The sequence below is a fragment of the Caballeronia sp. PC1 genome (assembly GCF_021353155.1).
Classification (GTDB): Bacteria; Pseudomonadota; Gammaproteobacteria; order Burkholderiales; family Burkholderiaceae; genus Caballeronia; species Caballeronia cordobensis.
In genome coordinates this window covers 1,449,914-1,474,595 of sequence record NZ_JAJUBH010000001.1, presented here as the reverse complement: position 1 = coordinate 1,474,595, position 24,682 = coordinate 1,449,914, and the positions used below count along the sequence as shown (strand labels likewise).

The following is a 24,682-nucleotide window of genomic DNA, read 5'->3' as shown; positions in this document are numbered from 1 at the left end:
GACGCTGCAAGTTGCGATCGTCGCGCTGCCGCCGGTGTCGATGAGCGGCATCGCGCCGATCGTCGATACGCTGTCGCTCGCCAACGAAATCGACGGCCATCGTCTCTACGAGTGGCGCATCTGTTCGTGGGACGGCCGCCCCGTGCCGCTTTCCGGCGGCGCGCAGCTTCCCGCCGACTGCGCGTTCAACGATGCCGTGCGCTGCGACTGGCTCATCGTCGTGTCGGAGCGCTATCAGCAGTTCGCGGACTACCGGCTCTTTCTCGCGAGTCTCGCGCGCGTGGCGCCGCGCACGCCGCTCGTGTCCGGCATTCATCATGGCGTGTGGTGGCTCGCGATGGCCGGGCAACTCGCGCAATATCGCGTCGCCGTGAACTGGGAGACGTACCAGCAGTTCACCGAGCAGTTCGAACGCGCGATCGTCAGCCAGCAGATTTTCGAAATAGACCGCGACCGCGCGACCTGTTCGGGCGGCCAGGCGAGCATCGATTTCATGCTCGCGATGATCGCCCGCGATCACGGGCAGGATCTCGCCGAACGCATCGCGGACTCGCTTGGCGTCGGCGTATTGCGCGCGGGCACGGAGCGTCAGCGCATTCCGTTCGTGACCGCGCCGGGCGAGCGTCATCCGCGTCTGAACGATGCGCTGCAACTGATGGAAGCGAATGTCGAAGATCCGCTCGCCACCGATGAAATCGCGAGTCTCGTCGGCATTTCGCGCCGTCAGCTGGAACGGCTCTTCCGGCAATATCTCGGCGCGATGCCGTCGAAGTATTACCTCAACCTGCGGCTCACGAAGGCGCGCACGCAGTTGCAGCGCACGAGCAAGTCCGTCGTGCAGATCAGCCTCGCGTGCGGATTTTCATCGGCGGCGCATTTTTCCAATGCGTATCGCGACCGCTTCGGCGTGACGCCGCGCGAAGAGCGCCGCAACTGGATCGAGAAGCAGCGCGGCGGGGCCATCGACGAGCCGCGCGGCGGCGCGCTCATCGAGCCGCCGGGCTCGGCCTGAAAACGGCCTGAAAACTGCAAAAAAGCCTATCGAAGCATGTCGCGATCGCGCAAGACGGATTGCGCGCGATTGCCTAATATCGAACCTATCGCACGAAAAACCGATGCTCAAAACCGAGGAGTGGCTCATGACCGACATCAATGTGAATCGCGGTACGTTCGACGAAGTGATGGTTCCGGTGTTCGCGCCGGCCAATTTCGTGCCCGACCGGGGCCGCGGCTCGCGCGTGTGGGACACGGAAGGCCGCGACTATGTCGATTTCGCCGGCGGCATTGCGGTGACGGCGCTGGGCCACGGTCATCCCGAACTGCTGAAAGTGCTGCATGAGCAGGGCGAGAAGCTCTGGCATATCGGCAACGGCTATACGAACGCGCCGGTGCTGCGCCTCGCGAAACGCCTCACCGAGCTCACCTTCGCCGACCGCGCGTTCTTCGCGAACTCGGGCGCGGAAGCGAACGAAGCGGCGCTCAAGCTCGCGCGCCGCTATGCCATCGACAATCACGGCAACGATAAGATCGAGATCATCTCGTTTACGCAGTCGTTTCATGGGCGCACGTTCTTCACGGTGAGCGTCGGCGGCCAGCCGAAGTATGCGGAAGGCTTCGGTCCGCAGCCCGCGGGCATCCGTCATCTGCCGTACAACGATCTGCCGAAGGCGCTCGAAGCCATCGGCCCGAAAACCTGCGCGGTGATCGTCGAGCCGGTGCAGGGCGAAGGCGGCGTGCTGCCCGCTGATCCGGCGTTCCTCAAGGGCCTGCGCGAAGCGTGCGACAAGCACGGCGCGCTGTTGATTTTCGACGAGGTGCAGACCGGCGTCGGCCGCACGGGCACGTTCTACGCGTACATGCAATACGGCGTCACGCCCGACATCCTCACGAGCGCAAAGGCGCTTGGCAACGGCTTTCCGATCGGCGTGATGCTCACGACCAACGAGATCGCCGCGCACTTCAAGGTCGGCGTGCACGGCACGACGTACGGCGGCAATCCGCTGGGCGCGTCGATCGCGGAGAAGGTCGTCGAACTCATCAGCGATCCGAAACTGCTCGAAGGCGTGAACGAGCGCAGCCGCGCGATCAAGGCGCATCTCGCCCGCATCAACGAGCGCTTCGGCCTGTTCAGCGAGATTCGCGGCCGCGGTCTCCTGATCGGCGCGGAACTGAACGAAACGTACAAGGACCGTGCGAAGGACGTGCTCAATGCGGCGGCGGCGAACGGCGTCATCATGCTGATCGCCGGGCCGAACGTGCTGCGCTTCGCGCCGTCGCTCATCATGCCGATGGCCGATCTCGACGAAGGCTTCGCGCGCATCGAGAAGGCGATCGAGCAGGTGGTCGGCACGGCCGCCGTCAAGTAAGGAACGGAACCCGATCATGCTCTTCGTCCGTCCCGCAAGACTCGCCGATCTCGACGAGCTCGAACGCATGGCGCGCGCCGCGGTTCCGGTGCTGCATTCGCTGCCGCGCGACCGGCGCGCGCTCGAAACGCGCGTCGCGCTCTCGGAAGACTCGTTTCGCGCCGAAGTGGAATTTCCGGGCGAGGAGTTCTATCTCTTCGTGCTGGAGGATGCGCACACGGGCCGGCTGCTCGGCACGTCGAGCATCGTCGCATCGGCGGGTTATTCCGAGCCGTTCTACGCGTTTCGCAACGATGCGTTGATCCACGCGTCGCGCGAGCTCAAGGTGAACCGCAAGATCCACGCGCTCACGATGTCGCACGAACTGACGGGCAAGAGCCGCCTGACGGGCTTTTATATCGATCCGTCGCTGCGCAACGAAGCGAGCGAAGCGGCGGCGCATCTGCTGTCGCGCGCGCGCATGATCTACATCGCCGCGAACCGCAAGCGCTTTTCCAGCGAAGTGTTTTCGCTGATGCTCGGCGTCAGCGACGAGTCCGGCGCATCGCCGTTCTGGGAAGCGGTCGGCCGCAAGTTCTTCGGGCGCGATTTCGAGCAGGTCGAAATGGAGTCGGGCGGACGCAGCCGCACGTTCATCGCGGAAGTCATGCCGAGTTATCCGCTCTACGTGCCTCTGTTGCCCGGCGAAGCGCAGCGCGTGCTGGGCGAGCCGAATGAAAGCACGCTGCTCGCCTACGACATTCATCTCGAGGAAGGCTTCGAGCCGGATCGTTTCGTCGATATCTTCGATGCCGGCCCGGTGCTCACGATCGCCGTCGGCAAAAGCGCGTCGGCGGCGTCAGGCGAGCTGCGCACGGTGCGCGAAGCCGCGTCGGAGAGCGGCGCGCCGTATCTCGTCGCGGCGGGCGGCGCGCACGAATTCCGCTGCATCGTGGCCGCGCTCGCCGGCACGCGCGCCGACGGCGCCGCGCTCGACCCCGCCGCGCGCGCCGCGCTCGGCGTCGAAGACAAGGACACGGTGCGTTGCGTGCCGTTGCATCAGGCATCGGGAGAATTGCAATGATCGTCGTGCGTTGCACGCAACCGGGCGACGTCGATGCGCTCGTCGGGCTCGCCTCCGAAACGGGGCCGGGCCTCACCACGTTCAAGCCGGACCGTCCGGCCTTGGCCGCGCGTGTCGAGCGGGCGCGCCGCACGCTCGAAGATAAGGCGCAAGCTTTCGAAGCGGGCTATTTCTTCGTGATGGAAGACACCGCGACGGGCGATGTCGCGGGCGTGTGCGGCATCGAAACGGAAGTCGGTCTGGAGCAGCCTTTCTACAACTATCGCGTATCCACGGTCGTGCATGCGAGCAAGGACATGGGCGTGTGGACGCGCATGTCGCTGCTCAACATCTCGCACGATCTGACGGGTTACGCGGAGGTGTGCTCGCTCTTTCTGAGCCCGCGTTATCGCACGGCGGGCGTGGGCGGTTTGCTGTCGCGCTCGCGCTTCATGTTCATCGCGCAGTTCACGGATCGTTTTCCGCAGCGCCTGTGCGCCGAACTGCGCGGCCATTTCGATGAAAACGGCGAGTCGCCGTTCTGGAACGCGGTCGGCTCGCACTTCTACCAGATCGATTTCAACGAAGCGGATTACCTGAGCTCGCACGGCAAGAAGTCGTTTGTCGCCGAGCTGATGCCGCGCTATCCGGTGTATCTCGATCTGTTGCCCGATACCGCGCAACACGCGGTCGGCGTCACGCACAAGGACACCGCGCCCGCGCGCAAGATGCTCGAAGCAGAAGGGCTGCGTTACGAGAATCACGTCGATATTTTCGATGCGGGCCCGGTGCTCGAATGCCACGTCGCGGATCTGCGCACGGTGCGCGAAAGCGTGCTGGCGCGCGTGAAGATCGGCGAGCATGGCGCGGCGGGCGACGCGAAGAGCCTCGTGTCGAACACGCTGCTCGAAGACTTCCGCTGCGGCGCGACGACGGGCGCGGTCGCCGATGGCTATTTCACGCTGACATCGGAAGAAGCGGCCGCATTGCGCGTGAACGAAGGCGATCAGGTGCGCGTGCTGACATCGTATCCGCGGGCCAAGTGAATGAGAGACGACATGGAAATTTCGAACCAGTTGTATATCGGCGGTCAGTGGCAGGAAGGCAAGGGCGCGGCGTTCGCATCGCGCAATCCGGGCACGGATGACACCGTCTGGCAGGGCACGAGCGCGTCGGCGGACGACGTGGACCGCGCGGTGTCGGCGGCGCGGCGCGCGTTCGCGTCGTGGTCCGCGCTGTCGTTCGAGGAACGGGTGGCCGTCGCGAAACGCTTCGCCTCGCTGCTCAACGAGAATAAGGAAGCGCTCGCGAACATCATTGGCCGCGAGACCGGCAAGCCGCTGTGGGAGGCGCGCACGGAAGTGGCCTCGATGGCCGCTAAAGTCGATATCTCCGTGCAGGCGTACCACGAGCGCACCGGCGAGAAGCGCGCGCCCATGGCCGATGGCGTCGCGGTGCTGCGGCATCGTCCGCATGGCGTCGTCGCGGTGTTCGGGCCGTACAACTTTCCGGGGCATCTGCCGAACGGACATATCGTGCCGGCGCTGATTGCGGGCAACGCGGTCGTGTTCAAGCCGTCCGAATTGGCGCCCGGCGTCGCGGCGGCAACCGTCGCGCTATGGATTCAGGCCGGCCTGCCCGCGGGCGTGCTCAATCTCGTGCAGGGCGAGAAGGACACGGGCGTCGCGCTCGCGAATCATCGGCAGATCGACGGGCTGTTCTTCACCGGCAGCTCGGATACCGGCACGCTGCTGCACAGGCAATTCGGCGGCCGTCCCGAGATCGTGCTCGCGCTGGAAATGGGCGGCAACAATCCGCTCGTCATCGCGAACGTCGAAGATATCGACGCGGCCGTGCATCACACGATTCAGTCGGCGTTTCTGTCGGCGGGGCAGCGCTGCACGTGCGCGCGCCGTCTGTTCGTGCCCGACGATGCCTTCGGCGAGCGCTTCATGCAGCGCCTGATCGACGTGAGCGCGAACATCCGCGTCGGCAAGTACGACGAGGAACCGCAGCCGTACATGGGCGCGGTGATCTCGGCGCGCGCGGCGGCGCGTCTGGTTCAGGCGCAGGCCGACTTGATCGAACGAGGCGCGAAGCCGTTGCTCGACATGACGCAGCGCGCGCCGAACCTCGGCTTCGTCTCGCCCGCGATCCTGGACGTCACGAACGCCCGCGACGTGCCGGACGAAGAGCACTTCGGCCCGATGGTGCAGGTCGCGCGCTACAAGACCTTCGATGAAGCGATCGAGCGCGCGAACGACACCGCCTACGGCCTGTCCGCGGGCCTGCTCGCCGACGACGAAGCCGCGTGGAAGCATTTTCAGCGCACGATTCGCGCGGGCATCGTCAACTGGAACCGGCCGACCAACGGCGCGTCGTCGGCGGCGCCGTTCGGCGGCGTCGGACGTTCGGGCAACCAGCGGCCGAGCGCGTACTACGCGGCGGACTACTGCTCGTATCCGATGGCGTCGGTGGAAAGCGCGCAACTGCAGATGCCGGCGAGCGTTTCGCCCGGTCTTGCGTTTTAAGTCACGTTTCAAGCAGCGGGAATGACCATGCAGGCAACCGAAGCGAACTTCGACGGGCTCGTGGGCCCGACGCACAACTACGCGGGGCTGTCGTTCGGCAACGTCGCGTCGCGCAGCAACGAGAAATCGACGGCCAATCCGAAAGCCGCCGCGAAACAGGGCTTGCGCAAGATGAAACAGCTTGCGGATCTCGGTTTTCATCAGGGCGTGCTGCCGCCGCTCGAACGGCCGTCGATCAAACTGCTGCGCGACGTCGGCTTTACGGGCGATGACGCGACCGTGGTCTCGCGCGCCGCCCGCGAAGCGCCGGAACTGCTCGCGGCGGCGAGCTCCGCATCGGCGATGTGGACGGCCAATGCCGCGACCGTGAGCCCATCGGCGGATACGGCGGACGGCCGCGTGCACTTCACGCCCGCGAATCTCGCGGCGAAGCTGCATCGCGCGATCGAGCATGGCGAGACGCGCCGCTCGCTTGCCGCGATCTTCGCCGACGAATCGCGCTTTTGCATTCATCACGCGCTGCCCGGCACGCCCGCGCTCGGCGACGAAGGCGCGGCGAATCACACGCGCTTTGCGCGCGAGTACGGCGAGAAGGGCGTCGAATTCTTCGTGTACGGGAAAAGCGAATACGGCGGCGGTCCGCAGCCGCAGCGTTATCCCGCGCGTCAGACGCTCGAAGCGAGCCGCGCGGTCGCGCGCCTGCACGGTCTCGCCGACGAGGCCACCGTGTTCGCGCAACAGTCGCCCGACGTGATCGATGCCGGCGTGTTCCACAACGACGTCATCGCGGTCGGCAATCGCACGACGCTCTTTTGTCATGAGCGCGCGTTCGTCGATCAGCACGCCGTCTACGATGCTTTGCGCGCGAAGCTCGACGCGCAGGGCGCGGCGTTCACCGCGCTCGAAGTGCCGGCGAGCGAAGTGAGCGTGGAAGACGCGGTCTCGTCGTATCTCTTCAACAGCCAGTTGTTGTCGCGCGCGGATGGCCGGCAAGTGCTGGTCGTGCCGCAGGAATGCCGCGAGAATGCGCGCGTGGCGGCGTATCTGGATTCGCTCGGCGGCCGCAAGACGCCGATCGACGAAGTGCTCGTCTTCGATCTGCGCGAGAGCATGAAAAACGGCGGCGGCCCGGCGTGCCTGCGCTTGCGCGTCGTGCTGAACGTTGCCGAGCGCGCGGCGGTCAATCCGCGCGTATGGATGAACGACACGCTTTTCACGCAACTCGATGCGTGGATCGACCGGCATTATCGCGATCGTCTCGCACCCGCCGATCTCGCCGATCCGAAGCTGCTCGGCGAATCGCGCGCCGCGCTCGACGAACTGACGACCCTTCTCGGGCTGGGCTCCGTTTATGACTTCCAGCGCTGATTCGTCCTTGCTCGACGACTTTCTCGCGTTCACGCTCGCGGGCGGGCGGCCTTCCGTCGAAAGCGGCGTGACGGCTTCGGGCGTGCGTTGGGCGTGGCAGGGCGAGGGCGTCGTGCTGCTCGAACCGCCGGGCGCGCCGACGCACAGCGTGCTCGCCTCGGCGGGCGTTCACGGCGATGAAACCGCGCCCATCGAAATGCTGTCTATGCTCGTCGCGGACATCGCGAACGGCCGCGCGCCGCTTGCCGCGCGCATGCTCGTGATCCTCGGCAACATCGACGCGATGCGCGCGGGCGAGCGTTATATCGAGGACGATCTCAATCGCCTTTTCAGCGGCCGTCACGCGAGTTTGCGCGATAGCCGCGAAGCGCCGCGCGCCGCGGAACTGGAGCGCGCCGCGCTCACTTTCTTCGATGACGCCGCGCATCCGAAGTGGCACATCGACATGCACACGGCGATTCGCGCGTCCGTGTTCGAGCAGTTCGCGCTGCTGCCTCACACGGGCGCGCCGCTCGCCCGCGCGATGTTCGACTGGCTGCGCGATGCGCGTCTGCAAGCCGTGCTGCTGCATCGGGAAAAGGGCAGCACGTTTACGCATTTCACGGCGCAGGAAGCGGGCGCGCTCGCGTGCACGCTGGAACTCGGCAAGGTGCGGCCGTTCGGTGAAAACGATCTCGCGCGCTTCGCGGCATCGGATGCGGCGTTGCGCCGGCTGATCGCGGGCTCGGCGGCTTCGGAACGCGCACCGCTGCGCGTGTTCACGGTCGTCGCGCAGATCGACAAGCGCAGCGAGCGTTTCGTGCTGAATGTCGCGAGCGATGTGCCGAACTTCACGGCATTCCCTGCGGGCACCGAACTCGCGCGCGACGGCGAATATTGCTATCGCGTGTCGCACGATGAAGAGCGCATCGTGTTCCCGAATCCGAAAGTGAAGCCGGGCCTGCGCGCCGGCTTGATGGTCGTCGATACGACCGACGCCACGCTCGCTTCGCTATCCTGAATGGCCGGTGCGCGTATGCACGCTCTTGCACTTGCATGAGCGCGACACCCGCTTGCCAAATCGCGATACGCCGCATTCGGCGTATCGCGCCTTCGCCCGCGCTACAATCGCGCCCCAATGTTTGACGCGGCGCATCATTAGGCGTTTTCTTGCTTGATCGCGAACTTTTGCACCGCGATGCTTCATCGACGGCGAGAAGCCGCATCGGACATTCGATTGAACCGCACTTGGAAGGAGATGGAGTTGAAAGAATCGCATTGGATCAGCCGCAAGCTCGCCGCGTTCGCGGTTCTGGGCGTAACCGTCGCGACGGGCGCTGCCGCGCTGAATGCGCACGCGGCCGAGAACATGAAGGAACTGCGCTTCGGCGTCGAAGCGTCGTATGCGCCGTTCGAATCGAAATCGCCGGGCGGCGAGCTGATGGGCTTCGATATCGACATCGGCAACGCGGTGTGCGCGAAGCTGAAGATGAAATGCGTGTGGGTCGAGAATTCGTTCGACGGCCTGATTCCCGCGTTGCAGGCGCGCAAGTTCGACGGCATCAACTCGGACATGACCATCACCGACAAGCGCAAGGTGGCGATCGACTTCACCGATCCGATCTACACGATCCCGAATCAGCTCATCGCGAAGAAGGGCAGCCCGATTCTGCCGACCGTCGATGGCCTCAAGGGCAAGCGCGTCGGCGTGTTGCAAGGCTCGATCCAGGAAACGTACGCGAAGGCGAAATGGGCGCCCGCGGGCATCGACGTCGAGTCGTATCAGGCGCAGGATCAGATCTACGCCGATCTGGCCTCGGGCCGTCTCGATGCCGCGTTCCAGGATGCCGAGGCGGCGTCGAAGGGCTTTCTGAAGCAGCCGCAGGGCGCGGGCTTCGCGTTCGCGGGTCCGGCCGTGACGGACGACAAGCTGCTCGGCTCGGGCGTGGGCTTCGGCGTGCGCAAGAACGACAAGGCGCTGAAGGACGCGCTCAATCGCGCGCTGAAGGAACTGAAGGACGACGGGACCATCGATCGCTTCGCCGCGAAGTATTTCGATGTGAAGGTGGTGTTGAAGTAAGGCCGCGTGGCGGTATATGAATAGCCCGCTCGGGAGCGATCCGGAGCGGGCTTTTTTTATCACATCGACGGCGTCACGATCACCGTCGCCGTCGTCCCCGCGCTCAGCAGCACGCCGTCCGGCACCTCGTCGATATGCACGCGCACCGGGACGCGCTGCGCGAGCCGCACCCAGTTGAAGGTCGGGTTCACATCGGCGAGCAGTTCGCGGCTTTGCGGATTGTCGCGGTCGTAGATGCCGCGCGAAATGCTCTCGACGTGCCCCTTGAGCTCGCCGCCGCTCATCAGCCGCACCGACGCCTTGTCGCCGATGCGCACATGCGGCAGCTTCGTTTCCTCGAAGTAGCCGTACACCCAGAACGAGTGACTGTCCACGATCGCGAGCTTGGCCGCGCCCGCCGTCGCGTAGTCGCCGCGAAACACGTTCAGGTTCGTCACGTAGCCGTCCACCGGCGAGAACACCTTCGTGCGTTCGAGGTTGAGCTTCGCGGCATCGAGCGCGGCCTGCGCCTGCTGCAACTGCGCCTGTGCGGTCGATGCGGTCTGCATCGCGTTTTCGCGCGCTTCCTTCGATACGACGAGGCTGTCCATGTCGGCGCGGCGCGCGGCGTCCGCACGGCGCATGCGCAGCTCGGCCACGCGCGCCGCGACATTCGCCTGCGCCTGCTCGACGGCAATCTGATAATGCGACGGATCGATCTCCATCAGCAGATCGCCTTTCTTCACGAGCTGGTTATCGCGCACGGGCAACTGCACGACCGCGCCCGACACGTCCGGCGCCACGTTGACGACATCCGCGCGCACGCGGCCATCGCGCGTCCACGGCTCGTCCATGTAATGCACCCACAGCACGCGCCCGATGACGAGCGCGGCCGCAAAAATCGCAATGGTCAAAACCAGGCCGATGATTTTTCTGAGAATCATGATGCAACTCTTTTTCAGCTTGTATAAATGGATGCCGCCGATCAGCGATACGCATAGAGCCCGAGCGCGCCGCAGATGCAGACGAGCAGACTCGCGCGAAAGAGCGCTGGATGCCATACGACGCGATAGAGGCCCGTCAGCGAGAGCGCGCGGTCGACGATCCACGTGATCATCGCGCCGGCGATGAAAAGCAGGAGGATCGTCGGCACATAGGCTTCGAGGATCGAGACGTTACGCGGCAGCATGGGGCGCTCCTTCGGGCGTGTCGTTACGCTCGCGCGCATCGCGTGCGAATGGCGCGAACGGCGATTCGTGATCGAGCAGCGCGGTGCGGATGAAATGCAGATGACTGACGATGCGTTGCAGCCGATGCCGTTCCTCGCGCGATGAACCGGTTTCGAGAAGCAGCGTCTGCGTCTCGGCGATCGCCCGCACGGCAGCGGCGAGCGCGGCCTGAAAACGCGTGGCGTTCGGCCGGTCGAACAGTCGCGCGACGGCGTCGAGCGTCGCGTCGACGGCGCGCCGCCACGGCAGCGACGCGGCGTGGCGCGGCTCGCCCGGGAGCGCCGCGATCTCGCGCCGCAAATCGATCACCGCATTGCCGAATTCGAGCACGGCGAAGAGCCATTGCAGCGCGTCGCGTTGCTGTTGGGGGCGGCTCGCGGGCAGCGCGTTGATCTGCGCGAGCAGATCGCGCGTGCGGCTTTCGAAGTGCGTCGAGAGGCTCGAAAGACGCCCGCGGCGCGCGCTCACCACCTCGCGCCGCAAGTCGCCGAGCAACAGATGACGCAGCCACGGCGCGTCGGTCGGCAGCAGCACGGCGAACGCGATCGCCACGACGATCATCGACAGCACGAGCGCGAGCGCATCGTTCATGAAGCCGGTCGGATCGTAATGGACGAGATTGTCCGGCCCCGCGAGAAAGCAGAAGAAGATGCAATAGCCGATGCCCACGCCCGCGAGCGTGCGCCGCGTGCTCAGATACGCGCCGAGGAGCAGCGCGGGCGCGAGCGCGGCGCACATCAGCGCGAAGCCGTCGATGTGCGGAAACACGCCGAACACGACGATCATGCCGGCGATGGCCGCGAGCAGCGTGCCGAACGCCATCTGCGCGGACATCAGCGTGGGCCGCGGCGAAGACGACGCGAGCGCGCACACGGCCGCGGCGTTGAGCACCATCGTGCCGCCGCTCGGCCACGCGCTTTCGATCCAGAACGCGGAGAGCACGAGCATCACGGCCGCGCCGCGCAAACCCGAGATGGCCGCCGCGAACATGTTGGTCTTCGGCACGTAACGCGCGATCCAGTGCTCGCGTTCGTGCGACGGCGCAGTCAGCGACGCGTAGGTGTCGGCGTAGGCGAGCATGTCGTCGACGAAGCGGTAGAGCAGTTCCGCTGCGGTATCGAATTCGAGTTGCACGAAGTCCGGATTCGCTTCGAGTTCGCTGCGCGCCTCGCGCACGCGCCTGGGCAACGCCGCCTTGTAATCGCGCAACTGGGCGGCGGCGCGCGCGGCGTCGGCAGCGTTCCTGACCGGCTCGCCCGAGAGGGAAAAGAGCGGCGGCACTTCGCGAAAGAACGGCTCCAGTGCGGCGATGGTCGTTGCCGATGCGCTTTCGCGCAGCCGGTTCATCAACTGGTGCAGCGCGTGAAAGCGCGTGGACGCGCTCATGAACTCGCTGTTCAGGCGCGCGAGCCGCCCGCCGCGCATGCGCGACTCGGGGTTTTCGAACACCGCGACGCTGCGCGCTGCCTCGAAGCCGACGATATCCGAGACAAACGCGAGATTCGTCCGCTCGATCTGCGCGCGCTCCATGTTGCCCGACAGCGCGCGGCACACGTAATCGACGAACTGCGTGAAGCGGCGGCGCACCGTGTTGCGCACTTGCTCGCCCGCATGCTGCGGAAAGATGAGCGCGCTCACCGCGCCCGCGCAGACGATGCCGAGCGTCACTTCGCTGACGCGCGTGAGCGCCGTCAGATACGCGCCCTCGGGATGCTGCGCCGCCGGAATGCCGATCAGCGCCGCCGTGTAGCCCGCGAGCACGAAGCCATACGAGCGGAAGTTGCGGTTGCGCGCCGCGCCCGCCGTGCAGACGCCGACCCAGAGCGCCGTCGCCGACAGGAACAGGACCGGCTGCTGCGAGAACAGGCTGATGAAAATCATCATCACGACGAGGCCGACCATCGTGCCGCAGAAACGATAGAAGCTTTTCGCGAGCACCATGCCGCTTTGCGGCTGCATCACGACGAAGACGGTGGTCATCGCGGTGCGCGGCTGCGCCATGTCGAGGCGCATCGCGATCCACAGCGACAAGAGCGCCGCGAGCACGGCCTTGAAGATATAGACCCACGCGAGGCCGTCGGTGCGCGCCCAGTCGAGCAGGGCATGCGCGAGCGGCCGGCGTTCGATGAAGGAAGCGGGCGTGGCCATGCTCAGTCCCGCTTCGCTTTCGAGAACGGCCCGATATGCTGCGACGGCGCGAGCGCGGTCGCCTCCGGCCCGTTCGACGGATCGTCGAGGCCGCCGCCGAGCGCCGACGTGAGCGTCGCATATGAAGCGAGCCGCTGCGCGCGCACGCGCGCCTGGCCGTCCTGCGCCTTCAGCAATTGCGTTTGCGCGATGAGCACGTTCAGATAATCGGTGAGCCCGCGCTTGTAGCCTTCGTTGGCCAGATCGTAGTTCTTGCGCGCGACCGCGACCGAGCGGCCGGACGCTTCGAGCTGCGTGTCGAGCGAATGCACGCGCACGACTTGATCGGCGATATCTTTCAGGGCGGCGACGAGCGTCGCGTTGTAATGATCGACGGCCTGATCGTATTGCGCCGAGGCCGCGCCGAGTTGCGCGCGCAGGCGCCCGCCTTCGAAGATCGGCAGCGAGATCGCCGGGCCGAAGCTGTAGCCGGACGCATCGCGCGTCAGGAAGCTGAGCAACGCGCCGCCCGCAAAAGCCTGCGTGAGCGACGCCGCGAGATTGATGTTCGGATAGAAACCGGCCTTCGCGACATCGATGCCGCGCGCCTGTGCCGCCACCATCCAGCGCGCCGCGACGATATCCGGGCGATGACCGACGAGCTCGGCCGGCAGCGCGGAAGGCAGCGGCAGCGGCGTCGCGAGCGACAGCGCCGGACGCGTGAGCGCCTCGCCCGCGCCCGGGCCTTCGCCCGCGAGCGCGGCCAGCTGATTGCGCGCGAGCAGGATTCCTTCCTTGTAGATATCGACCTGGCGCTCGTATTCGGGCAAGGGCGTTTCGGCCTGCGTCAGTTCCAGTTGCGTGCCGAGGCCGCCTTTGAGCCGCCGCCGCGCGAGATCCGCGATGCGCTCCTGCTGCGCGAGCGTGTCCTCGGCGATATCGAGCAGCGCAAACGACTGCGAAAAGCCGATATACGCGCGCACGATATTCGTTTCGAGCTCGAGTTGCGCGGCGCGGGCATCGGCGGCGCGCACGTGGGCGACGTCGAGTGCGCGCTCGGCATTGTTGTCGTCGCGGTGCCAGAGATCGAGGTTGTAGGACAGCGTGAGGCCGGCGGTGTTGTCCCAGGTCGTCGTGTCGGCGAACGGGCCGGGGCCGTAGAAATCGTTGTTGGGCCAGTTCTTGCGCGACACGCCCATCGCGCCATCGACATGCGGCAGCAGTTCCGAGCGCGCGACGCCCGCCTGTTGCTGCGCCTCGCGCACGCGCGCCGCCGCCATCGCGAGCGTCGGGTTGCCGCTCGTCGCACGCGCGATCCACTGGTCGAGCTGCGGATCGCGATAGGCCTGCCACCATTGCGCGTCGGGCCACTGGGCGTCGGCATTGGCGGCGCGGATCGCGCTGCCGGCGTCGAGCGTGGCGGCATCCTTGAGCGAATCCTGCGGCGCGATCTTGCCGGTGCTCGCGCATCCGGCCATTATCAAGATTGTTGTAAGAACCGCGGCTGTAGCAGTCTTACGGAACACTCGCCCTCGCACGATTCACTCCCGAATTCGAATTAGATCCCAGGAGGCGATTATATTTTTACGGAGATTGTCGAATAACCCGTAAGAATGCAAAGCATTTTTACGAATGGTGTGATAATCGTTGTTGCCAATCGTGCAACAATTTGAGTCACAAACAGTTCTTGAAGTCGGGAAGGCAGTATGGACACGCTCCAAAACATGCGCGTATTCGTACGGGTCGTCGAAGCGGGCAGCTTCACGGCGGCGGCGCAGCATCTCAACACCACGACGGCTTATGCCTCGCGGGCCGTGTCGGACCTCGAAGCGCATTTGCGCGCGCGCTTGCTGAATCGCACGACGCGGCGCATCGCGCTCACCGAAGCGGGCGAGCGGTACTTGCAACGCTGCGAGCAGATCCTTGCCTATGTGGATCAGGCGGAAGCCGAGGCCGGCGACGCCCACGCGCGTCCGTCGGGCAAGCTCAAGGTCCACTCGATGACGAGCTTCGGCCAGCATTACGTCGTGCCGATGATCTCGCGCTATCAGCAGCGCCATCCGGCGGTGCAGGTCGAGCTGACGCTCGCGCAGCGCATGCCGGATCTGCTCGACGAAGGTTACGACGTGTCCGTGGTGCTGGCCTCGGACCTGCCCGATTCCGGGCTCGTGTCGGCGCGGCTCGGGACGGTGTTCAGCATCGCATGCGCGTCGCCGGCCTATATCGAGAAGCACGGCGCGCCGCACGTGCTCTCCGATCTCGTGCGCCACACGTGCCTGCATCTGATGACGCCGGTGTTTCCGCCGGACCGCTGGGTCTTCGACGGCCCCAACGGTCAGGAGACGGTGAGCCTCGGCCCGTCGACGTTCACGGTAAACGTCGCGGAGGCGATGGGCGCGGCCATCCGCGAGGGCATGGGCATTGGCGTGCTGCCGACGTCGTCCGCGCTGCCGGGCCTGCGCGCGGGCACGCTCGTGCGCGTGCTGCCGCAATACACGATGCAGGAGCTGAACGTCTACGCGCTGTATCCGTCGCGCCAGTATCTCGACGCCAAGATCCGCACGTGGGTCGAGTTTTTGCGCGACGCGCTGCCCGACACGCTCGCCGCGGATGCCGAATCGCTGAAGGAATTCGTCGTCGCCTGAAGGGTGGAAGCGGCGTTCGGTTACGAAAAAAAGCGCGGCGCAACACTTGCTTACTCACAGTTTGTCCGCAGCTTGATACTTTCAGGGCTGTTCAATCGCATCTTTTACCGGGGCAAGTCAAATGAGTACGCCACTTCTTTTCGCACTGGCCGCGCTTCTCGTGCTGATCGCCGTTCCGGCGTCGCGCGATCTCTTCAACGCCATGCGCGCCCAGTCGGAACGCGACGCGAAGCGGCGTCTGGTGCCGGTGCGCATCAAGGACGAACGCGACCCGTACGACCGCTAATCGCCTTTTTCAGAGCAGGGTTTCCAGCGGTTCGATGAGCCGCGGCTCATCGTTGGTCGCGCGATTCACATCGGTCGAAACGCGATGCCAGACGAAGTGCGACGCCGGCACGCCGTCCGACCTGACGAGCGCGGCCACGTCTTCGAGCGACGCGCCGGCATCCAGCCAGCGCCGCGCGACGGTTGGCGAGAACACGAGCGGGCGGCGATCGTGGACATCGACGAGTCCTTCGTCGGCGGCGGCCGTCACGATGACGAAGCCTGCGCCGGGCGCGGCGGCGTCCTCGTCGCTCAGGATGCTCGTGAGCGCGGCGAGATACATGGGCTCGTCATCCGCGCGCCGGATGAAGTAGGGCTGCTTGAAGGGCTTCGCCGCGGGATCGCCGGGGCGCGGCTCGATGCGCCATTCGAACCAGCCGTCGGCCGGCACGAGAATGCGCGCCTTCTTCCACAGATGCTTGAAATACGCACTCGTCGCGGCGGTCTCGACGCGCGCGTTGATCGTCTGCGGCAGCTTTTTCTGGATGGCCCACGGCGGGCAATAACCCCAATGCACCGCGCGGATGGTCTCGTCGGGATAGACGGCAAGCGGATGCGTGCCGGGCGAGAGGTTATAGCCGGGACGCCTGTCGGCCGCATCCACGAGCACGAACGGATTTTTCAGATGCAGGCGCTGCGCGTAATGCATCGGCAGTCGGTACTGGCTGATTCGGCCGCACATGGCGTTCCTCCGCAAAGTCCAACCTCGGTCTGATGCCTTGTCGATTTCCCTAAATCTCGACGACCTTGTCCCACGCGAAATCCGGATTTTCCCACTGCTGCGTGCGGCGGCTGAAATACCCGCGCGGATTGCACACGACGCGCGTGCCGCCCACGACGTAATCGAACGACGTATGCGTGTGCCCGTGAATCCACAGTGACGCGGGCGTGCGGGCGAGCGTCGGCAGATGGTTGACGAAGCCCGCCGAGACGAGATCTTCCGCATAGCGCGGCGCGAGACTTTCGCGCATCGGCGCATGATGCGTGACGACGATCGTCTGGCCCGCGAACGGCTTTGCAAGCTCGGCTTCGAGCCATGCGCGGGCCTGTTCGTGCAGCGCGAGGGAATCGTCCGGCGCGAACTCGCGCGGCTCGCCGTCGGGCTCGGGCCAGGCGAGCTGGATGAGGCCTTTGTAATCGAGCATGACCTTCGTGCACGCGGCCTTGGCGGCTTCGATCTCGTCAGCACCCGAGCCGAAGAGCGCGAAGTCGGTCCAGAGCGTCGTGCCGAGCACGCGCCACGCGCCGCGCCGGTCGACCAGCGACGCGTTATTCCGATAGTGCACGTTGTCGACGCTGCGCGCGGCGTCCTGCATCGCCGCTTCCATCGCGCCGAACTCGGCGTCGTAGTACTCATGATTGCCGGGCACGTAGATGACGGGCGTATCGGCATCGAAGTTTTCCGCCGCCCAGCGCAGCCCTTCGGCGTGGTTATGAATGTCGCCCGCCAGGACGACGAGATCGGCCTCGGCATAGGGAATCGCCAGCGGCTCGTCGCATTCGAGATGCAGGTCCGACAGCACGCGAATCTTCATGCGAGGTTCTCCTTGCCGGGCGCGGCGCCAAGACGCACGACCTTGCCGGGGTTCATCAGATTGTCCGGATCGAGCGCGGCCTTGATGGCCTGCATGAGCCGCACTTCAACGCTCGATTTGTAGTGCATCGCTTCATCGACCTTCAACTGGCCAAGGCCATGCTCCGCGCTGATGCTGCCGCGATGCCGGTGCACCTGGTCGTACACCAGTGCGTTGATCGGCGTCTGATGCTCGACGAGGAACTGCTTCTGGTCGACGCCTTCCGGCGCCTGCACGTTGTAATGCAGATTGCCGTCGCCGAGATGGCCGAACGTCACCATGCGCGCGCCGGGCACGGCCTTCGCGATGATCGCATCGGTTTCGTCGATGAAGCGGCCGATGCTCGAAATGGGCACGGCGATGTCATGCTTGATGTTCAGGCCTTCCTCGGCCTGCGCGAGCGGAATGTGCTCGCGCAAGTCCCAGAACGCGCGCGATTGCGCGAGGCTCTCCGCGACCACCGCGTTCTCGACGATGCCTTTTTCCAGCGCGTCTTCCATCAGCCGTTCGAAGAGGGCGCGCGCATGGGCTTCGCTTTCGCTGTCGGAGAGTTCGAGCAGCACGGTTTGCGCGTGCGGCTCGCCGAACGGATAGCGCAGTTGCGGAAAGTGCCGGCCGACGAGGCGCATCGAGAAATCGGACATCAGCTCGAAGCCGGTCAAAAGCGCGCCCGCGTGATGTTGCGCCAGCGAAAGAAAGTCGAGCGCGGCGTGCGGCGAGGCGAGGCCGGCGAGCGCCGTGACTTTTGCGACCGGCGCGGGATGCAGCTTCATCACGGCCGCGGTGATGATGCCGAGCGTGCCTTCCGCGCCGATGAAGAGATCGCGCAGGTCGTAGCCGGTGTTGTCCTTGCGCAGGCCGCGCAGGCCGTCCCAGATTTCGCCTTGCGGCGTGACGACTTCGAGGCCGAGGCATAGCTCGCGCGTGTTGCCGTAGCGCAGCACGCCGGTGCCGCCCGCGTTCGTCGACAGATTACCGCCGATGGTGCAACTGCCTTCGGCCGCGAGGCTCAGCGGAAAGAGGCGCTGTGCGGTTTGCGCGCGCGCCTGAATCTCGGCGAGCACGACGCCTGCTTCCACGGTGATCGTGTTGTTGTGCGGATCGATGCCTCGAATGCGGTTGAGCCGCTTGAGGCTGATGACGGCCTGCGCGCCGCTTGCATCGGGCGTCGCGCCGCCGGCGAGTCCGGTGTTGCCGCCTTGCGGCACGATCGCAATGTGATGCTCGCGCGCGAGCCGCACGACCGCGGCGACCTGGTCCGTATCGGCGGGCAGAAGCACGGCGCACGCCTCGCCGCGGTAGCGCTTGCGCCAGTCGACGAGATAGGGCTCGGTATCGGTCGAACTAGTCAGGACGTGCGGCGCGCCGAGCACATCGGCGCAAGCGGCGAGGAAAGCTTGAGATGCAGTCATGAGGAAATGAACAGAGATCCGGATAGAGCGTAGTCCACAGTATCGCGCAGGCAGGCCGCGCGCGACCCTCGTCCGAATGGCATAGGGTCGCGCGCTGGCCGCCGATTCGTGCTACAAAGCTGCACGCCCCGGCGGATTCGTCGCGAAAAAAGCGGACAGACTAGCTTTTTTTCGCACGTGCGTTCATGCGCGCGGTTCGCTTGAACGGCGCGACATAGGCGAGCGCACAGACGAAAAACGCCACGGCGAAGAGCGCTTCGAGCCAGGCGAGCGACGCGGACAACCCCGCATCGGTCATGCCGCGCACGATGCCTTCGGCGAGATAGAGCAGCACGAGCATCGACGCCCATTGCAGCGTGTAAAGGCGCTTGCGCGCGACGCCCGGCAGCGCGCACGCGAGCGGCAGCGCCTTCAAAGCGAGCGCCCACGCGCCGGGGCGCAGCGGCGCGAGCCACAGTTCCCAGAGAACCGTGAGCGCGATGAGCGCAACGAGGCTCGCGAGCGCGCCGAATGCGAACGCGGAATTCGGCCGCGATGCCTGCGCGGGCGAACTCATGCCGAACGGGCGCCGCGCACGAGGTTGAGCGCGGTGCGCGCGAGCCGCGCGCCGAGGGCGATGGCGAGCGCTTTTTCGTCGGCGGAGATGCCGTGGCGCTGGTTTTCATCGCCGCCGGCCCGCGCGTGATGCGACGCGCCGTACGGCGTGCCGCCGCTTTGCGTGGTGGTGAGCCGCGATTCGGTGTAAGGGATGCCGACGATCATCATGCCGTGATGCAGCAGCGGCAGCATCATGGAAAGCAGGGTGCTCTCCTGGCCGCCGTGCAGGCTGCCGGTCGAGGTGAAGACGCTCGCGGGCTTGCCGGCGAGCGCGCCGGAGAGCCACTGCGGCGTGGTGCCGTCGAGGAAATACTTGAGCGGCGCGGCCATGTTGCCGAAGCGCGTCGGCGAGCCGAGCGCGAGACCTGCGCATTCTTCGAGATCGCGCAGCTCCGCATAGGGCGGGCCGTCGGCCGGAATGTCGGGCCGCGTGGCTTCGCAGACGGTGGAGACCGGCGGCACCGTGCGCACGCGCGCCTGCATGCCGGGAACGCTGTCGACGCCCTGGGCGATCGCGAGCGCAAGCTCCCGGGTCGCGCCGTGGCGGCTGTAGTAAAGCACGAGGATGTCGTTCATAAGGCTTTTTTAGTGAACGGCTATTATAGGTATTGAGTGATTTTCGTGGCGCGGCGCGGCCTCAGTGCGAACTCGGCGCACGGCGCCGCCACGACGGGAGAAGCGTTTGCAGCATTCCTTCATCGATCTCGCCGCGGTCAGGCGTCTCGCGAGCTTCGTCGCGCGGCGGCTCGGCGAAGACCGCGTGGCGCAGGTGGCGGGCAGCCTCACGTTCACGAGCGTGCTGTCGCTCGTGCCGCTCGCGACGGTCGCCTTCGCGCTCTTCACCGCGTTTCCGATCTTCGGCTCGTTTCAGGCGTCGCTGCAGGATTTTCTCGCCGTGCACCTGATGCCGCCGCAGATCAACGACCAGATCTTCAAGTATCTGAACCAGTTCGCGTCGAAGGCGAAGGGGCTCACGACCGTCGGCATGATCATCCTCTTCGTGACGTCCGTCATGACGATGATGACGGTCGAGTCCGCGTTCAACGTCATCTGGCGCGTGAAGAAGGCGCGCCCGATCGCGCAGCGCGTGCTCGTCTACTGGTCGATCATCACGCTCGGGCCGATTCTCTTCGGCTGCAGCCTGTCGATCTCCTCGTATGTGTTCGCGCATTCGGTCGCGTTCGCCGGCTCGCACAATCTGATGCCGCCGATCGTCGAATGGGCGCTGACCGGCGTCTCGCTGCCGCTCACCGCGCTCGCGTTCACCATCATTTACGTCTACATGCCCAACTGCCGGGTCGAGTGGCGCGACGCGATCGTCGGCGGGATCATCGCGGCCATTGCCTTCGAGCTCGGCAAGCGCGGCTTCGGCTCCTATGTCCGGCGCATTCCAACCTACACCGCCGTGTACGGCGCGTTCGCCGCGCTGCCGGTGTTCCTGCTGTGGGTCTATCTGTGCTGGATGATCGCGCTCGTCGGGGCAATGGTCACGTCCGCGCTGCCCGCGATTCGCACCGGGCAGTATCATCGGCGCGATTTTCCGGGCAGCGATCTGCTCGATGCGCTCGAAATTCTTGCGCGGCTCGTCGAGGCGCGCGACGAGGGCAAGCCCGGCTATACGGCGCTGCAACTCTCCGGCTTCGCGCGCTGCGATCTGGACACGTCTACGCGCCTGATCGCGCGGCTCGATGCGCTCGGCTGGATCGGCCGGCTGGAGGATTCGCGCCAGCCGCGCTATGTGCTGATCGCCAATCCGAGTCAGATCACGGTGACGATGCTGTTCGAGCAGTTCGTGATCGACCGGGCGGAGCTGGAGTATCAGTTGAAGCTCGATGCGGCGCAGGTGGATTGCAGCGCGCTCATGAACGCGCTCGAGAACGAGAAGCTCGAAATCACGCTCGGCTCGCTGATCGCCGCGCGGGCGTCGGCGCTCACGAGCGCGCGCATGCGTGACCTGCCGCGCTCGTCGATGCCCGAGCAGCCCGCGTGACTAAATCGAAATCTTGCCGACGCAGATGTCCTTGAACATCACCCAGTCGCCCATCAGGCTATAGATGGGGTGGCGAAACGTCGCCGGGCGATTCTTTTCGAAGAAGAAATGGCCGATCCATGCGAAGCCGTAGCCGCAGACGACGGCCGCGGGCAGCCAGAGCCAGTCGCCGGTCGCGACCGCCATCGCGAGGCAGCCGATCACGCCCAGCGAGCCGACGAAGTGCAGCCTGCGCGAAACGACGTTGCGGTGCTCGTCGAGGTAAAAGGGATAGAACTCGGCGAAATTCGCGAAATGTTCTCCGTGTGCGGTGTGCGCCATGACGGCCTCCCTGATGATGCCTGCCGGTGTCAGATGACGAGCCAGCAAGATTCATTCTGCGACGGTCGTGCGCGCCGTGCAAGCGGGGGCAGCGGGCTTGTGTGGCGCACCGTGCGAGGCGTTCAGTCCGCTTGGGTCAGGCTTTGGCGCAGCCGAGCGCGAACGCGAAAAGCGCGTCGAGCGTGGCGTCGGGCTGCTCGGACATCAGCGCGTGGCCGGCGTCCAGCTCCACCGTCTGCACGGCCGCGCCTGTCTGCCTGAGCGCATCCACGAGCGGGCGTGCGGCGCGCGGCGGCGTCATCGCGTCGCGCCTGCCGCTCACGACGCACACCGGACAGCGCACGGCGGCGGCACGTTCGAGCGCATCGGCGTAGCTGTTGCAGGCGCTGAAATCGGTATGGAAAAGCTGTGCTTCGCCGCGCAGGCTCACGCGCTCCATCAGCCGCTGATTCACGCCTTGCAGCCAGAACCCCGGCGCGGGGCTCGACGGCTTGGCGGCGATCGTCGAATGCGACCACTGATTGACCATGTCGATCGCTTCGGGCTCGTGCTCGCGGGCGGCGTCGAGCAGCGTGTCGGAGACGTGCATCGGCGCGGCGGTCGCGAGAAGCGCGAGCCCCATCGCGCGCGCGGGATGGCGCGCGGCGGCGTCGAGCGCGATCAGCGAACCCATGCTGTGGCCGACGAAAAGCGCCTTTTGCACGCGCACGGCGTCGAGCACCGCGATCACCCAGTCCGCGAGCGCGCCGATGGTGGACAGCGCGGGTCCGCCGGTGCGTCCGTGGCCCGGCAGGTCGAGCGCGAGCACGCCGAAGCCGTGATGCGCGAAATAGCGCGTTTGCAAGGCCCACACGCTGTGATCGTGCTCCGCGCCGTGAATGAACACGACGGCGGGGCGCGCGGCGTCGAAGGTCTTGCCGCCGGTGTAGGCATACGTCGCGCGGCCTTTCGCGCCTGCCATGTCGATGTTCATGCGCGGCTCCCGAGCGGCGCGGGCGCGTTCGCGTCCTGGCCGCTTTCGGCGGCTTTTTGCGCCGCCTTCAGTCCGCGCCTGAGATCGTCGATGAGATCGTCCGGATCTTCGAGGCCGATCGACAGGCGCACGCACCCCGGCCCGATGCCAGCGGCCGCGAGCGCGGCGGCATCCATGCGGAAGTGCGTCGTCGAAGCGGGATGGATCACGAGCGAGCGTGCGTCGCCGACATTGGCGAGATGCGAAAAGAGCGTGAGCGTTTCGATGAACTTGCGCGCCGCCGGCACGCCGCCCTTGATATCGAAGCTGAACACCGCGCCCGCGCCGCGCGGCAGCAGGCGGGCGGCGAGCGCGTGATCGCGGTGCGTCGGCAGTTCGGGATAGGCCACGCCCTCGACCGCCGGCGATTTCAGCAGGAACTCGATCACCTTGCGCGTATTCGCGACATGCCGATCCATGCGCAGCGGCAAAGTTTCAATGCCTTGAAGCAGTTGCCACGCCGCCTGCGGATGCAGGCACGCGCCGAAATCGCGCAGGCCTTCGCGACGGGCGCGCAGCAGGAACGGCGCGACGGTGCTTTCCTCGGCGAACACCATGCCGTGAAAGCCCTCGTAAGGCTCGGTGAATTCGGGGAAACGTCCGCTCGCCGCGAAGTCGAACGTGCCGCCATCGACGAGCACGCCGCCGATCGTCGTGCCGTGCCCGCCGAGGAATTTCGTCGCGGAGTGATAGACGAGGTCCGCGCCATGTTCGAACGGGCGCAGGAGGTAAGGCGTCGTGAACGTGGAATCGACGAGTAGCGGTACGCCGTGCTCATGCGCGATCTCCGCTACGCCCGCGATGTCGAGCACGTCGAGCCCGGGATTGCCGAGCGTTTCACCGAAGAAGAGCCGTGTTTCAGGCCGCGCGGCGGCGCGCCACGCGTCGAGATCGTGCGGCGGCACGAAAGTCGTCTCGATGCCGAAGCGCCGCAGCGTGTAATGCAGCAGATTGTGCGAGCCGCCGTAGAGCGCGCTCGATGCGACCACGTGCGAGCCCGCGCCCATCAGCGTCGCGATCGCCAGATGCAGCGCGGCCTGGCCGCTCGCCGTGCCGATCGCGCCGGCGCCGCCTTCGAGCGCGGCCACGCGTTCCTCGAACACGGCCACGGTCGGATTCGAAATGCGCGAATACACATGCCCCGAGCGCTCCATGTTGAAGAGCGCGGCGGCGTGATCGGAGTCGCGGAACGTGAACGACGTGGTCTGATAGATCGGCGTCGCGCGCGCGCCGGTGGCGGGGTCGGGCGCGGCGCCCGCGTGCAGCGCGAGCGTGTCGAAACGATTGGCTGGCATCATGGACGGCCGGCGCGCCTGAGGCGGCATGCGGCGAAAATGAGGGTCAATCATCGTAACATCGGATGCGCGCGCCCAAACCTAGGGCGAACGCGCGGCCGCGAATCGTGCAAAGCCTTGTCCGTTCGGCCAGTGCGGGCGATCCGGCGGCGCGCCCGGCTTTCCTTTTGCGGGTCTTTCCGATAGCATCGACTCATCGTTTCATCAACGTTTGGGCACAGGCACCGGCATTTCGCGAGGAGACAGTCATGCGAGTCAGCGACATTCTTAAAGTAAAGGGCAACACGCTGTTCACGGTGACGCCGGACACGCCGGTCTCCGACGCGGTCGACACCATGGCGGCGCACGACATCGGCTCGCTCGTGGTCATGGAGTACGGCGACCTGGTCGGCATGCTGACTTTCCGCGAAATCATCCTGACGCTGCACAACAATGGCGGCGCGGTCGGCACCACGACCATCCGCAAGATCATGGACGACCATCCGCTCACCTGTACGCCGGAAACGGACGTCAACGAAGTGCGCCGCATGATGCTCGAACATCACGTGCGTTATCTGCCGGTCATGGAAAAGCGTCAGCTGATGGGCGTCATCTCGTTCTACGACGTGGCCAAGGCCGTCGTGGAAGAGCAGGGCTTCGAAAATCGCATGCTGAAGGCGTATATCCGCGACTGGCCCGAGCAGCAGGAAGAAGCGCGTTGAAATTTGACGATGTGCCGCGAAGTTCCGCGCTTCGCGGCATTGCCGATATCTTGCGCAGAGTTCATCATTCGCAGCGCGCCGACGGCGCGTTTTTTTTCGTCTGGCCGAGG

Annotated in this window: 24 protein-coding genes; 12 read left to right on the top strand and 12 right to left on the bottom strand. The window is 65.8% G+C overall.

The annotated features are described in order from the left end of the window. Window positions 1–40 precede the first annotated feature (40 nt). The 8 genes from LY284_RS07090 (at window position 41) to LY284_RS07055 (ending at window position 9,366) form a co-directional block, all read left to right on the top strand. Complete coding sequence (locus LY284_RS07090) at window positions 41–1,012, top strand: GlxA family transcriptional regulator (protein ID WP_231927731.1); 972 nt, start codon at window positions 41–43, stop codon at window positions 1,010–1,012. A gap of 127 nt (window positions 1,013–1,139) precedes the next feature. After that, window positions 1,140–2,366, top strand: a complete 1,227-nt coding sequence (locus LY284_RS07085; RefSeq protein WP_014191033.1) for an aspartate aminotransferase family protein — start codon at window positions 1,140–1,142, stop codon at window positions 2,364–2,366. 16 nt (window positions 2,367–2,382) lie between these two features. Beyond that, on the top strand, window positions 2,383–3,429 hold the full coding sequence (gene aruF / locus LY284_RS07080) for an arginine/ornithine succinyltransferase subunit alpha (protein WP_014191034.1): 1,047 nt from the start codon (window positions 2,383–2,385) through the stop codon (window positions 3,427–3,429). Next, window positions 3,426–4,454 (top strand): arginine N-succinyltransferase, encoded by a 1,029-nt coding sequence (gene astA / locus LY284_RS07075; RefSeq protein WP_014191035.1) that lies wholly within the window; start codon window positions 3,426–3,428, stop codon window positions 4,452–4,454. The genes aruF and astA overlap by 4 nt, the downstream gene beginning before the upstream one ends. A 12-nt stretch (window positions 4,455–4,466) precedes the next feature. Further along, window positions 4,467–5,939, top strand: a complete 1,473-nt coding sequence (gene astD, locus LY284_RS07070; protein ID WP_041730292.1) for a succinylglutamate-semialdehyde dehydrogenase — start codon at window positions 4,467–4,469, stop codon at window positions 5,937–5,939. A 27-nt stretch (window positions 5,940–5,966) separates the two neighbouring features. After that, on the top strand, window positions 5,967–7,307 hold the full coding sequence (gene astB, locus LY284_RS07065; protein WP_014191037.1) for an N-succinylarginine dihydrolase: 1,341 nt from the start codon (window positions 5,967–5,969) through the stop codon (window positions 7,305–7,307). Further along, the gene (astE, locus tag LY284_RS07060; protein ID WP_041730294.1) at window positions 7,291–8,307 is read left to right on the top strand and encodes a succinylglutamate desuccinylase; all 1,017 of its coding nucleotides are present in this window, start codon (window positions 7,291–7,293) and stop codon (window positions 8,305–8,307) included. Before astB ends, astE begins: the two co-directional genes overlap by 17 nt. Before the next feature lie 243 nt (window positions 8,308–8,550). Further along, window positions 8,551–9,366, top strand: a complete 816-nt coding sequence (locus tag LY284_RS07055) for an ABC transporter substrate-binding protein (RefSeq protein ID WP_375294237.1) — start codon at window positions 8,551–8,553, stop codon at window positions 9,364–9,366. A gap of 59 nt (window positions 9,367–9,425) precedes the next feature. Here the strand turns inward: LY284_RS07055 and LY284_RS07050 are convergent, their stop codons facing one another. From LY284_RS07050 to LY284_RS07035, 4 genes are read right to left on the bottom strand one after another with little or no spacing between them, the layout of a single operon-like run. Then, on the bottom strand, window positions 9,426–10,289 hold the full coding sequence (locus LY284_RS07050; protein WP_014191040.1) for an HlyD family secretion protein: 864 nt from the start codon (window positions 10,287–10,289) through the stop codon (window positions 9,426–9,428). A 41-nt stretch (window positions 10,290–10,330) separates the two neighbouring features. Continuing rightward, a complete protein-coding gene (locus LY284_RS07045) occupies window positions 10,331–10,534 on the bottom strand; it encodes a DUF1656 domain-containing protein (protein ID WP_014191041.1) in 204 nt (67 codons plus the stop codon). Continuing rightward, window positions 10,521–12,722 carry an FUSC family protein gene (locus tag LY284_RS07040; protein ID WP_014191042.1) on the bottom strand — a complete coding sequence of 734 codons (2,202 nt, stop codon included), beginning with the start codon at window positions 12,720–12,722 and terminating at the stop codon, window positions 10,521–10,523. The genes LY284_RS07045 and LY284_RS07040 overlap by 14 nt, the downstream gene beginning before the upstream one ends. 2 nt (window positions 12,723–12,724) lie before the next feature. Next, window positions 12,725–14,179 (bottom strand): efflux transporter outer membrane subunit, encoded by a 1,455-nt coding sequence (locus tag LY284_RS07035; protein ID WP_231927716.1) that lies wholly within the window; start codon window positions 14,177–14,179, stop codon window positions 12,725–12,727. A 228-nt stretch (window positions 14,180–14,407) separates the two neighbouring features. Here LY284_RS07035 and LY284_RS07030 point away from each other — a divergent pair, with 228 nt between their 5' ends. Together LY284_RS07030 and LY284_RS07025 are read left to right on the top strand one after the other, a co-directional pair. After that, the gene (locus tag LY284_RS07030) at window positions 14,408–15,346 is read left to right on the top strand and encodes a LysR family transcriptional regulator (protein WP_014191044.1); all 939 of its coding nucleotides are present in this window, start codon (window positions 14,408–14,410) and stop codon (window positions 15,344–15,346) included. A gap of 121 nt (window positions 15,347–15,467) precedes the next feature. Continuing rightward, window positions 15,468–15,632 (top strand): hypothetical protein, encoded by a 165-nt coding sequence (locus LY284_RS07025; protein ID WP_175582455.1) that lies wholly within the window; start codon window positions 15,468–15,470, stop codon window positions 15,630–15,632. Window positions 15,633–15,641: 9 nt separating this feature from the next. On the opposite strand, the gene LY284_RS07020 is transcribed toward LY284_RS07025, so the two are convergent. From LY284_RS07020 to wrbA, 5 genes are all read right to left on the bottom strand, one after another. Next, window positions 15,642–16,352 (bottom strand): SOS response-associated peptidase, encoded by a 711-nt coding sequence (locus tag LY284_RS07020; RefSeq protein WP_014191045.1) that lies wholly within the window; start codon window positions 16,350–16,352, stop codon window positions 15,642–15,644. Between the two features lie 49 nt (window positions 16,353–16,401). Beyond that, window positions 16,402–17,205, bottom strand: a complete 804-nt coding sequence (locus LY284_RS07015; RefSeq protein ID WP_014191046.1) for a metallophosphoesterase — start codon at window positions 17,203–17,205, stop codon at window positions 16,402–16,404. After that, the gene (locus LY284_RS07010) at window positions 17,202–18,656 is read right to left on the bottom strand and encodes an FAD-binding oxidoreductase (RefSeq protein ID WP_014191047.1); all 1,455 of its coding nucleotides are present in this window, start codon (window positions 18,654–18,656) and stop codon (window positions 17,202–17,204) included. The genes LY284_RS07015 and LY284_RS07010 overlap by 4 nt, the downstream gene beginning before the upstream one ends. Before the next feature lie 160 nt (window positions 18,657–18,816). Further along, window positions 18,817–19,212: a DUF2069 domain-containing protein gene (locus LY284_RS07005; protein WP_014191048.1), complete on the bottom strand. Its 396-nt coding sequence runs from the start codon at window positions 19,210–19,212 to the stop codon at window positions 18,817–18,819. Beyond that, a complete protein-coding gene (gene wrbA / locus LY284_RS07000; protein ID WP_014191049.1) occupies window positions 19,209–19,829 on the bottom strand; it encodes an NAD(P)H:quinone oxidoreductase in 621 nt (206 codons plus the stop codon). The genes LY284_RS07005 and wrbA overlap by 4 nt, the downstream gene beginning before the upstream one ends. 106 nt (window positions 19,830–19,935) lie before the next feature. Between wrbA and LY284_RS06995 the strand changes: the two genes are divergently transcribed. After that, complete coding sequence (locus tag LY284_RS06995; protein WP_014191050.1) at window positions 19,936–21,243, top strand: YihY family inner membrane protein; 1,308 nt, start codon at window positions 19,936–19,938, stop codon at window positions 21,241–21,243. Here the strand turns inward: LY284_RS06995 and LY284_RS06990 are convergent, their stop codons facing one another. The 3 genes from LY284_RS06990 to LY284_RS06980 form a co-directional block, all read right to left on the bottom strand. Next, window positions 21,244–21,564 carry an Mpo1-like protein gene (locus LY284_RS06990; protein ID WP_014191051.1) on the bottom strand — a complete coding sequence of 107 codons (321 nt, stop codon included), beginning with the start codon at window positions 21,562–21,564 and terminating at the stop codon, window positions 21,244–21,246. It lies immediately after the preceding gene. Window positions 21,565–21,700: 136 nt separating this feature from the next. Further along, window positions 21,701–22,537: an alpha/beta fold hydrolase gene (locus LY284_RS06985; protein ID WP_041730300.1), complete on the bottom strand. Its 837-nt coding sequence runs from the start codon at window positions 22,535–22,537 to the stop codon at window positions 21,701–21,703. Continuing rightward, complete coding sequence (locus tag LY284_RS06980; protein WP_041731003.1) at window positions 22,534–23,871, bottom strand: O-acetylhomoserine aminocarboxypropyltransferase; 1,338 nt, start codon at window positions 23,869–23,871, stop codon at window positions 22,534–22,536. The genes LY284_RS06985 and LY284_RS06980 overlap by 4 nt, the downstream gene beginning before the upstream one ends. A gap of 248 nt (window positions 23,872–24,119) precedes the next feature. On the opposite strand from LY284_RS06980, the gene LY284_RS06975 reads away from it, so the two are divergent. Next, window positions 24,120–24,572 carry a CBS domain-containing protein gene (locus LY284_RS06975; RefSeq protein WP_014191054.1) on the top strand — a complete coding sequence of 151 codons (453 nt, stop codon included), beginning with the start codon at window positions 24,120–24,122 and terminating at the stop codon, window positions 24,570–24,572. Window positions 24,573–24,682: the final 110 nt, after the last annotated feature.

Excerpts from the sequence above, each read along its gene's own strand:
- LY284_RS07025 (WP_175582455.1), top strand. The coding sequence starts at position 15,468 with ATGAGTACGCCACTTCTTTTCGCACTGGCCGCGCTTCTCGTGCTGATC.
- LY284_RS06990 (WP_014191051.1), bottom strand. The coding sequence starts at position 21,564 with ATGGCGCACACCGCACACGGAGAACATTTCGCGAATTTCGCCGAGTTC.
- LY284_RS06980 (WP_041731003.1), bottom strand. The coding sequence starts at position 23,871 with ATGCCAGCCAATCGTTTCGACACGCTCGCGCTGCACGCGGGCGCCGCG.
- LY284_RS07045 (WP_014191041.1), bottom strand. The coding sequence starts at position 10,534 with ATGCTGCCGCGTAACGTCTCGATCCTCGAAGCCTATGTGCCGACGATC.
- LY284_RS07030 (WP_014191044.1), top strand. The coding sequence starts at position 14,408 with ATGGACACGCTCCAAAACATGCGCGTATTCGTACGGGTCGTCGAAGCG.
- LY284_RS07020 (WP_014191045.1), bottom strand. The coding sequence starts at position 16,352 with ATGTGCGGCCGAATCAGCCAGTACCGACTGCCGATGCATTACGCGCAG.
- LY284_RS07040 (WP_014191042.1), bottom strand. The coding sequence starts at position 12,722 with ATGGCCACGCCCGCTTCCTTCATCGAACGCCGGCCGCTCGCGCATGCC.
- aruF (WP_014191034.1), top strand. The coding sequence starts at position 2,383 with ATGCTCTTCGTCCGTCCCGCAAGACTCGCCGATCTCGACGAGCTCGAA.
- astE (WP_041730294.1), top strand. The coding sequence starts at position 7,291 with ATGACTTCCAGCGCTGATTCGTCCTTGCTCGACGACTTTCTCGCGTTC.
- wrbA (WP_014191049.1), bottom strand. The coding sequence starts at position 19,829 with ATGAACGACATCCTCGTGCTTTACTACAGCCGCCACGGCGCGACCCGG.
- astA (WP_014191035.1), top strand. The coding sequence starts at position 3,426 with ATGATCGTCGTGCGTTGCACGCAACCGGGCGACGTCGATGCGCTCGTC.
- LY284_RS07010 (WP_014191047.1), bottom strand. The coding sequence starts at position 18,656 with ATGACTGCATCTCAAGCTTTCCTCGCCGCTTGCGCCGATGTGCTCGGC.
- LY284_RS07005 (WP_014191048.1), bottom strand. The coding sequence starts at position 19,212 with ATGAGTTCGCCCGCGCAGGCATCGCGGCCGAATTCCGCGTTCGCATTC.
- LY284_RS07050 (WP_014191040.1), bottom strand. The coding sequence starts at position 10,289 with ATGATTCTCAGAAAAATCATCGGCCTGGTTTTGACCATTGCGATTTTT.
- LY284_RS07035 (WP_231927716.1), bottom strand. The coding sequence starts at position 14,179 with ATGGCCGGATGCGCGAGCACCGGCAAGATCGCGCCGCAGGATTCGCTC.
- LY284_RS07090 (WP_231927731.1), top strand. The coding sequence starts at position 41 with ATGAGCGGCATCGCGCCGATCGTCGATACGCTGTCGCTCGCCAACGAA.
- LY284_RS07085 (WP_014191033.1), top strand. The coding sequence starts at position 1,140 with ATGACCGACATCAATGTGAATCGCGGTACGTTCGACGAAGTGATGGTT.
- astB (WP_014191037.1), top strand. The coding sequence starts at position 5,967 with ATGCAGGCAACCGAAGCGAACTTCGACGGGCTCGTGGGCCCGACGCAC.
- LY284_RS07015 (WP_014191046.1), bottom strand. The coding sequence starts at position 17,205 with ATGAAGATTCGCGTGCTGTCGGACCTGCATCTCGAATGCGACGAGCCG.
- LY284_RS06975 (WP_014191054.1), top strand. The coding sequence starts at position 24,120 with ATGCGAGTCAGCGACATTCTTAAAGTAAAGGGCAACACGCTGTTCACG.
- astD (WP_041730292.1), top strand. The coding sequence starts at position 4,467 with ATGGAAATTTCGAACCAGTTGTATATCGGCGGTCAGTGGCAGGAAGGC.
- LY284_RS06985 (WP_041730300.1), bottom strand. The coding sequence starts at position 22,537 with ATGAACATCGACATGGCAGGCGCGAAAGGCCGCGCGACGTATGCCTAC.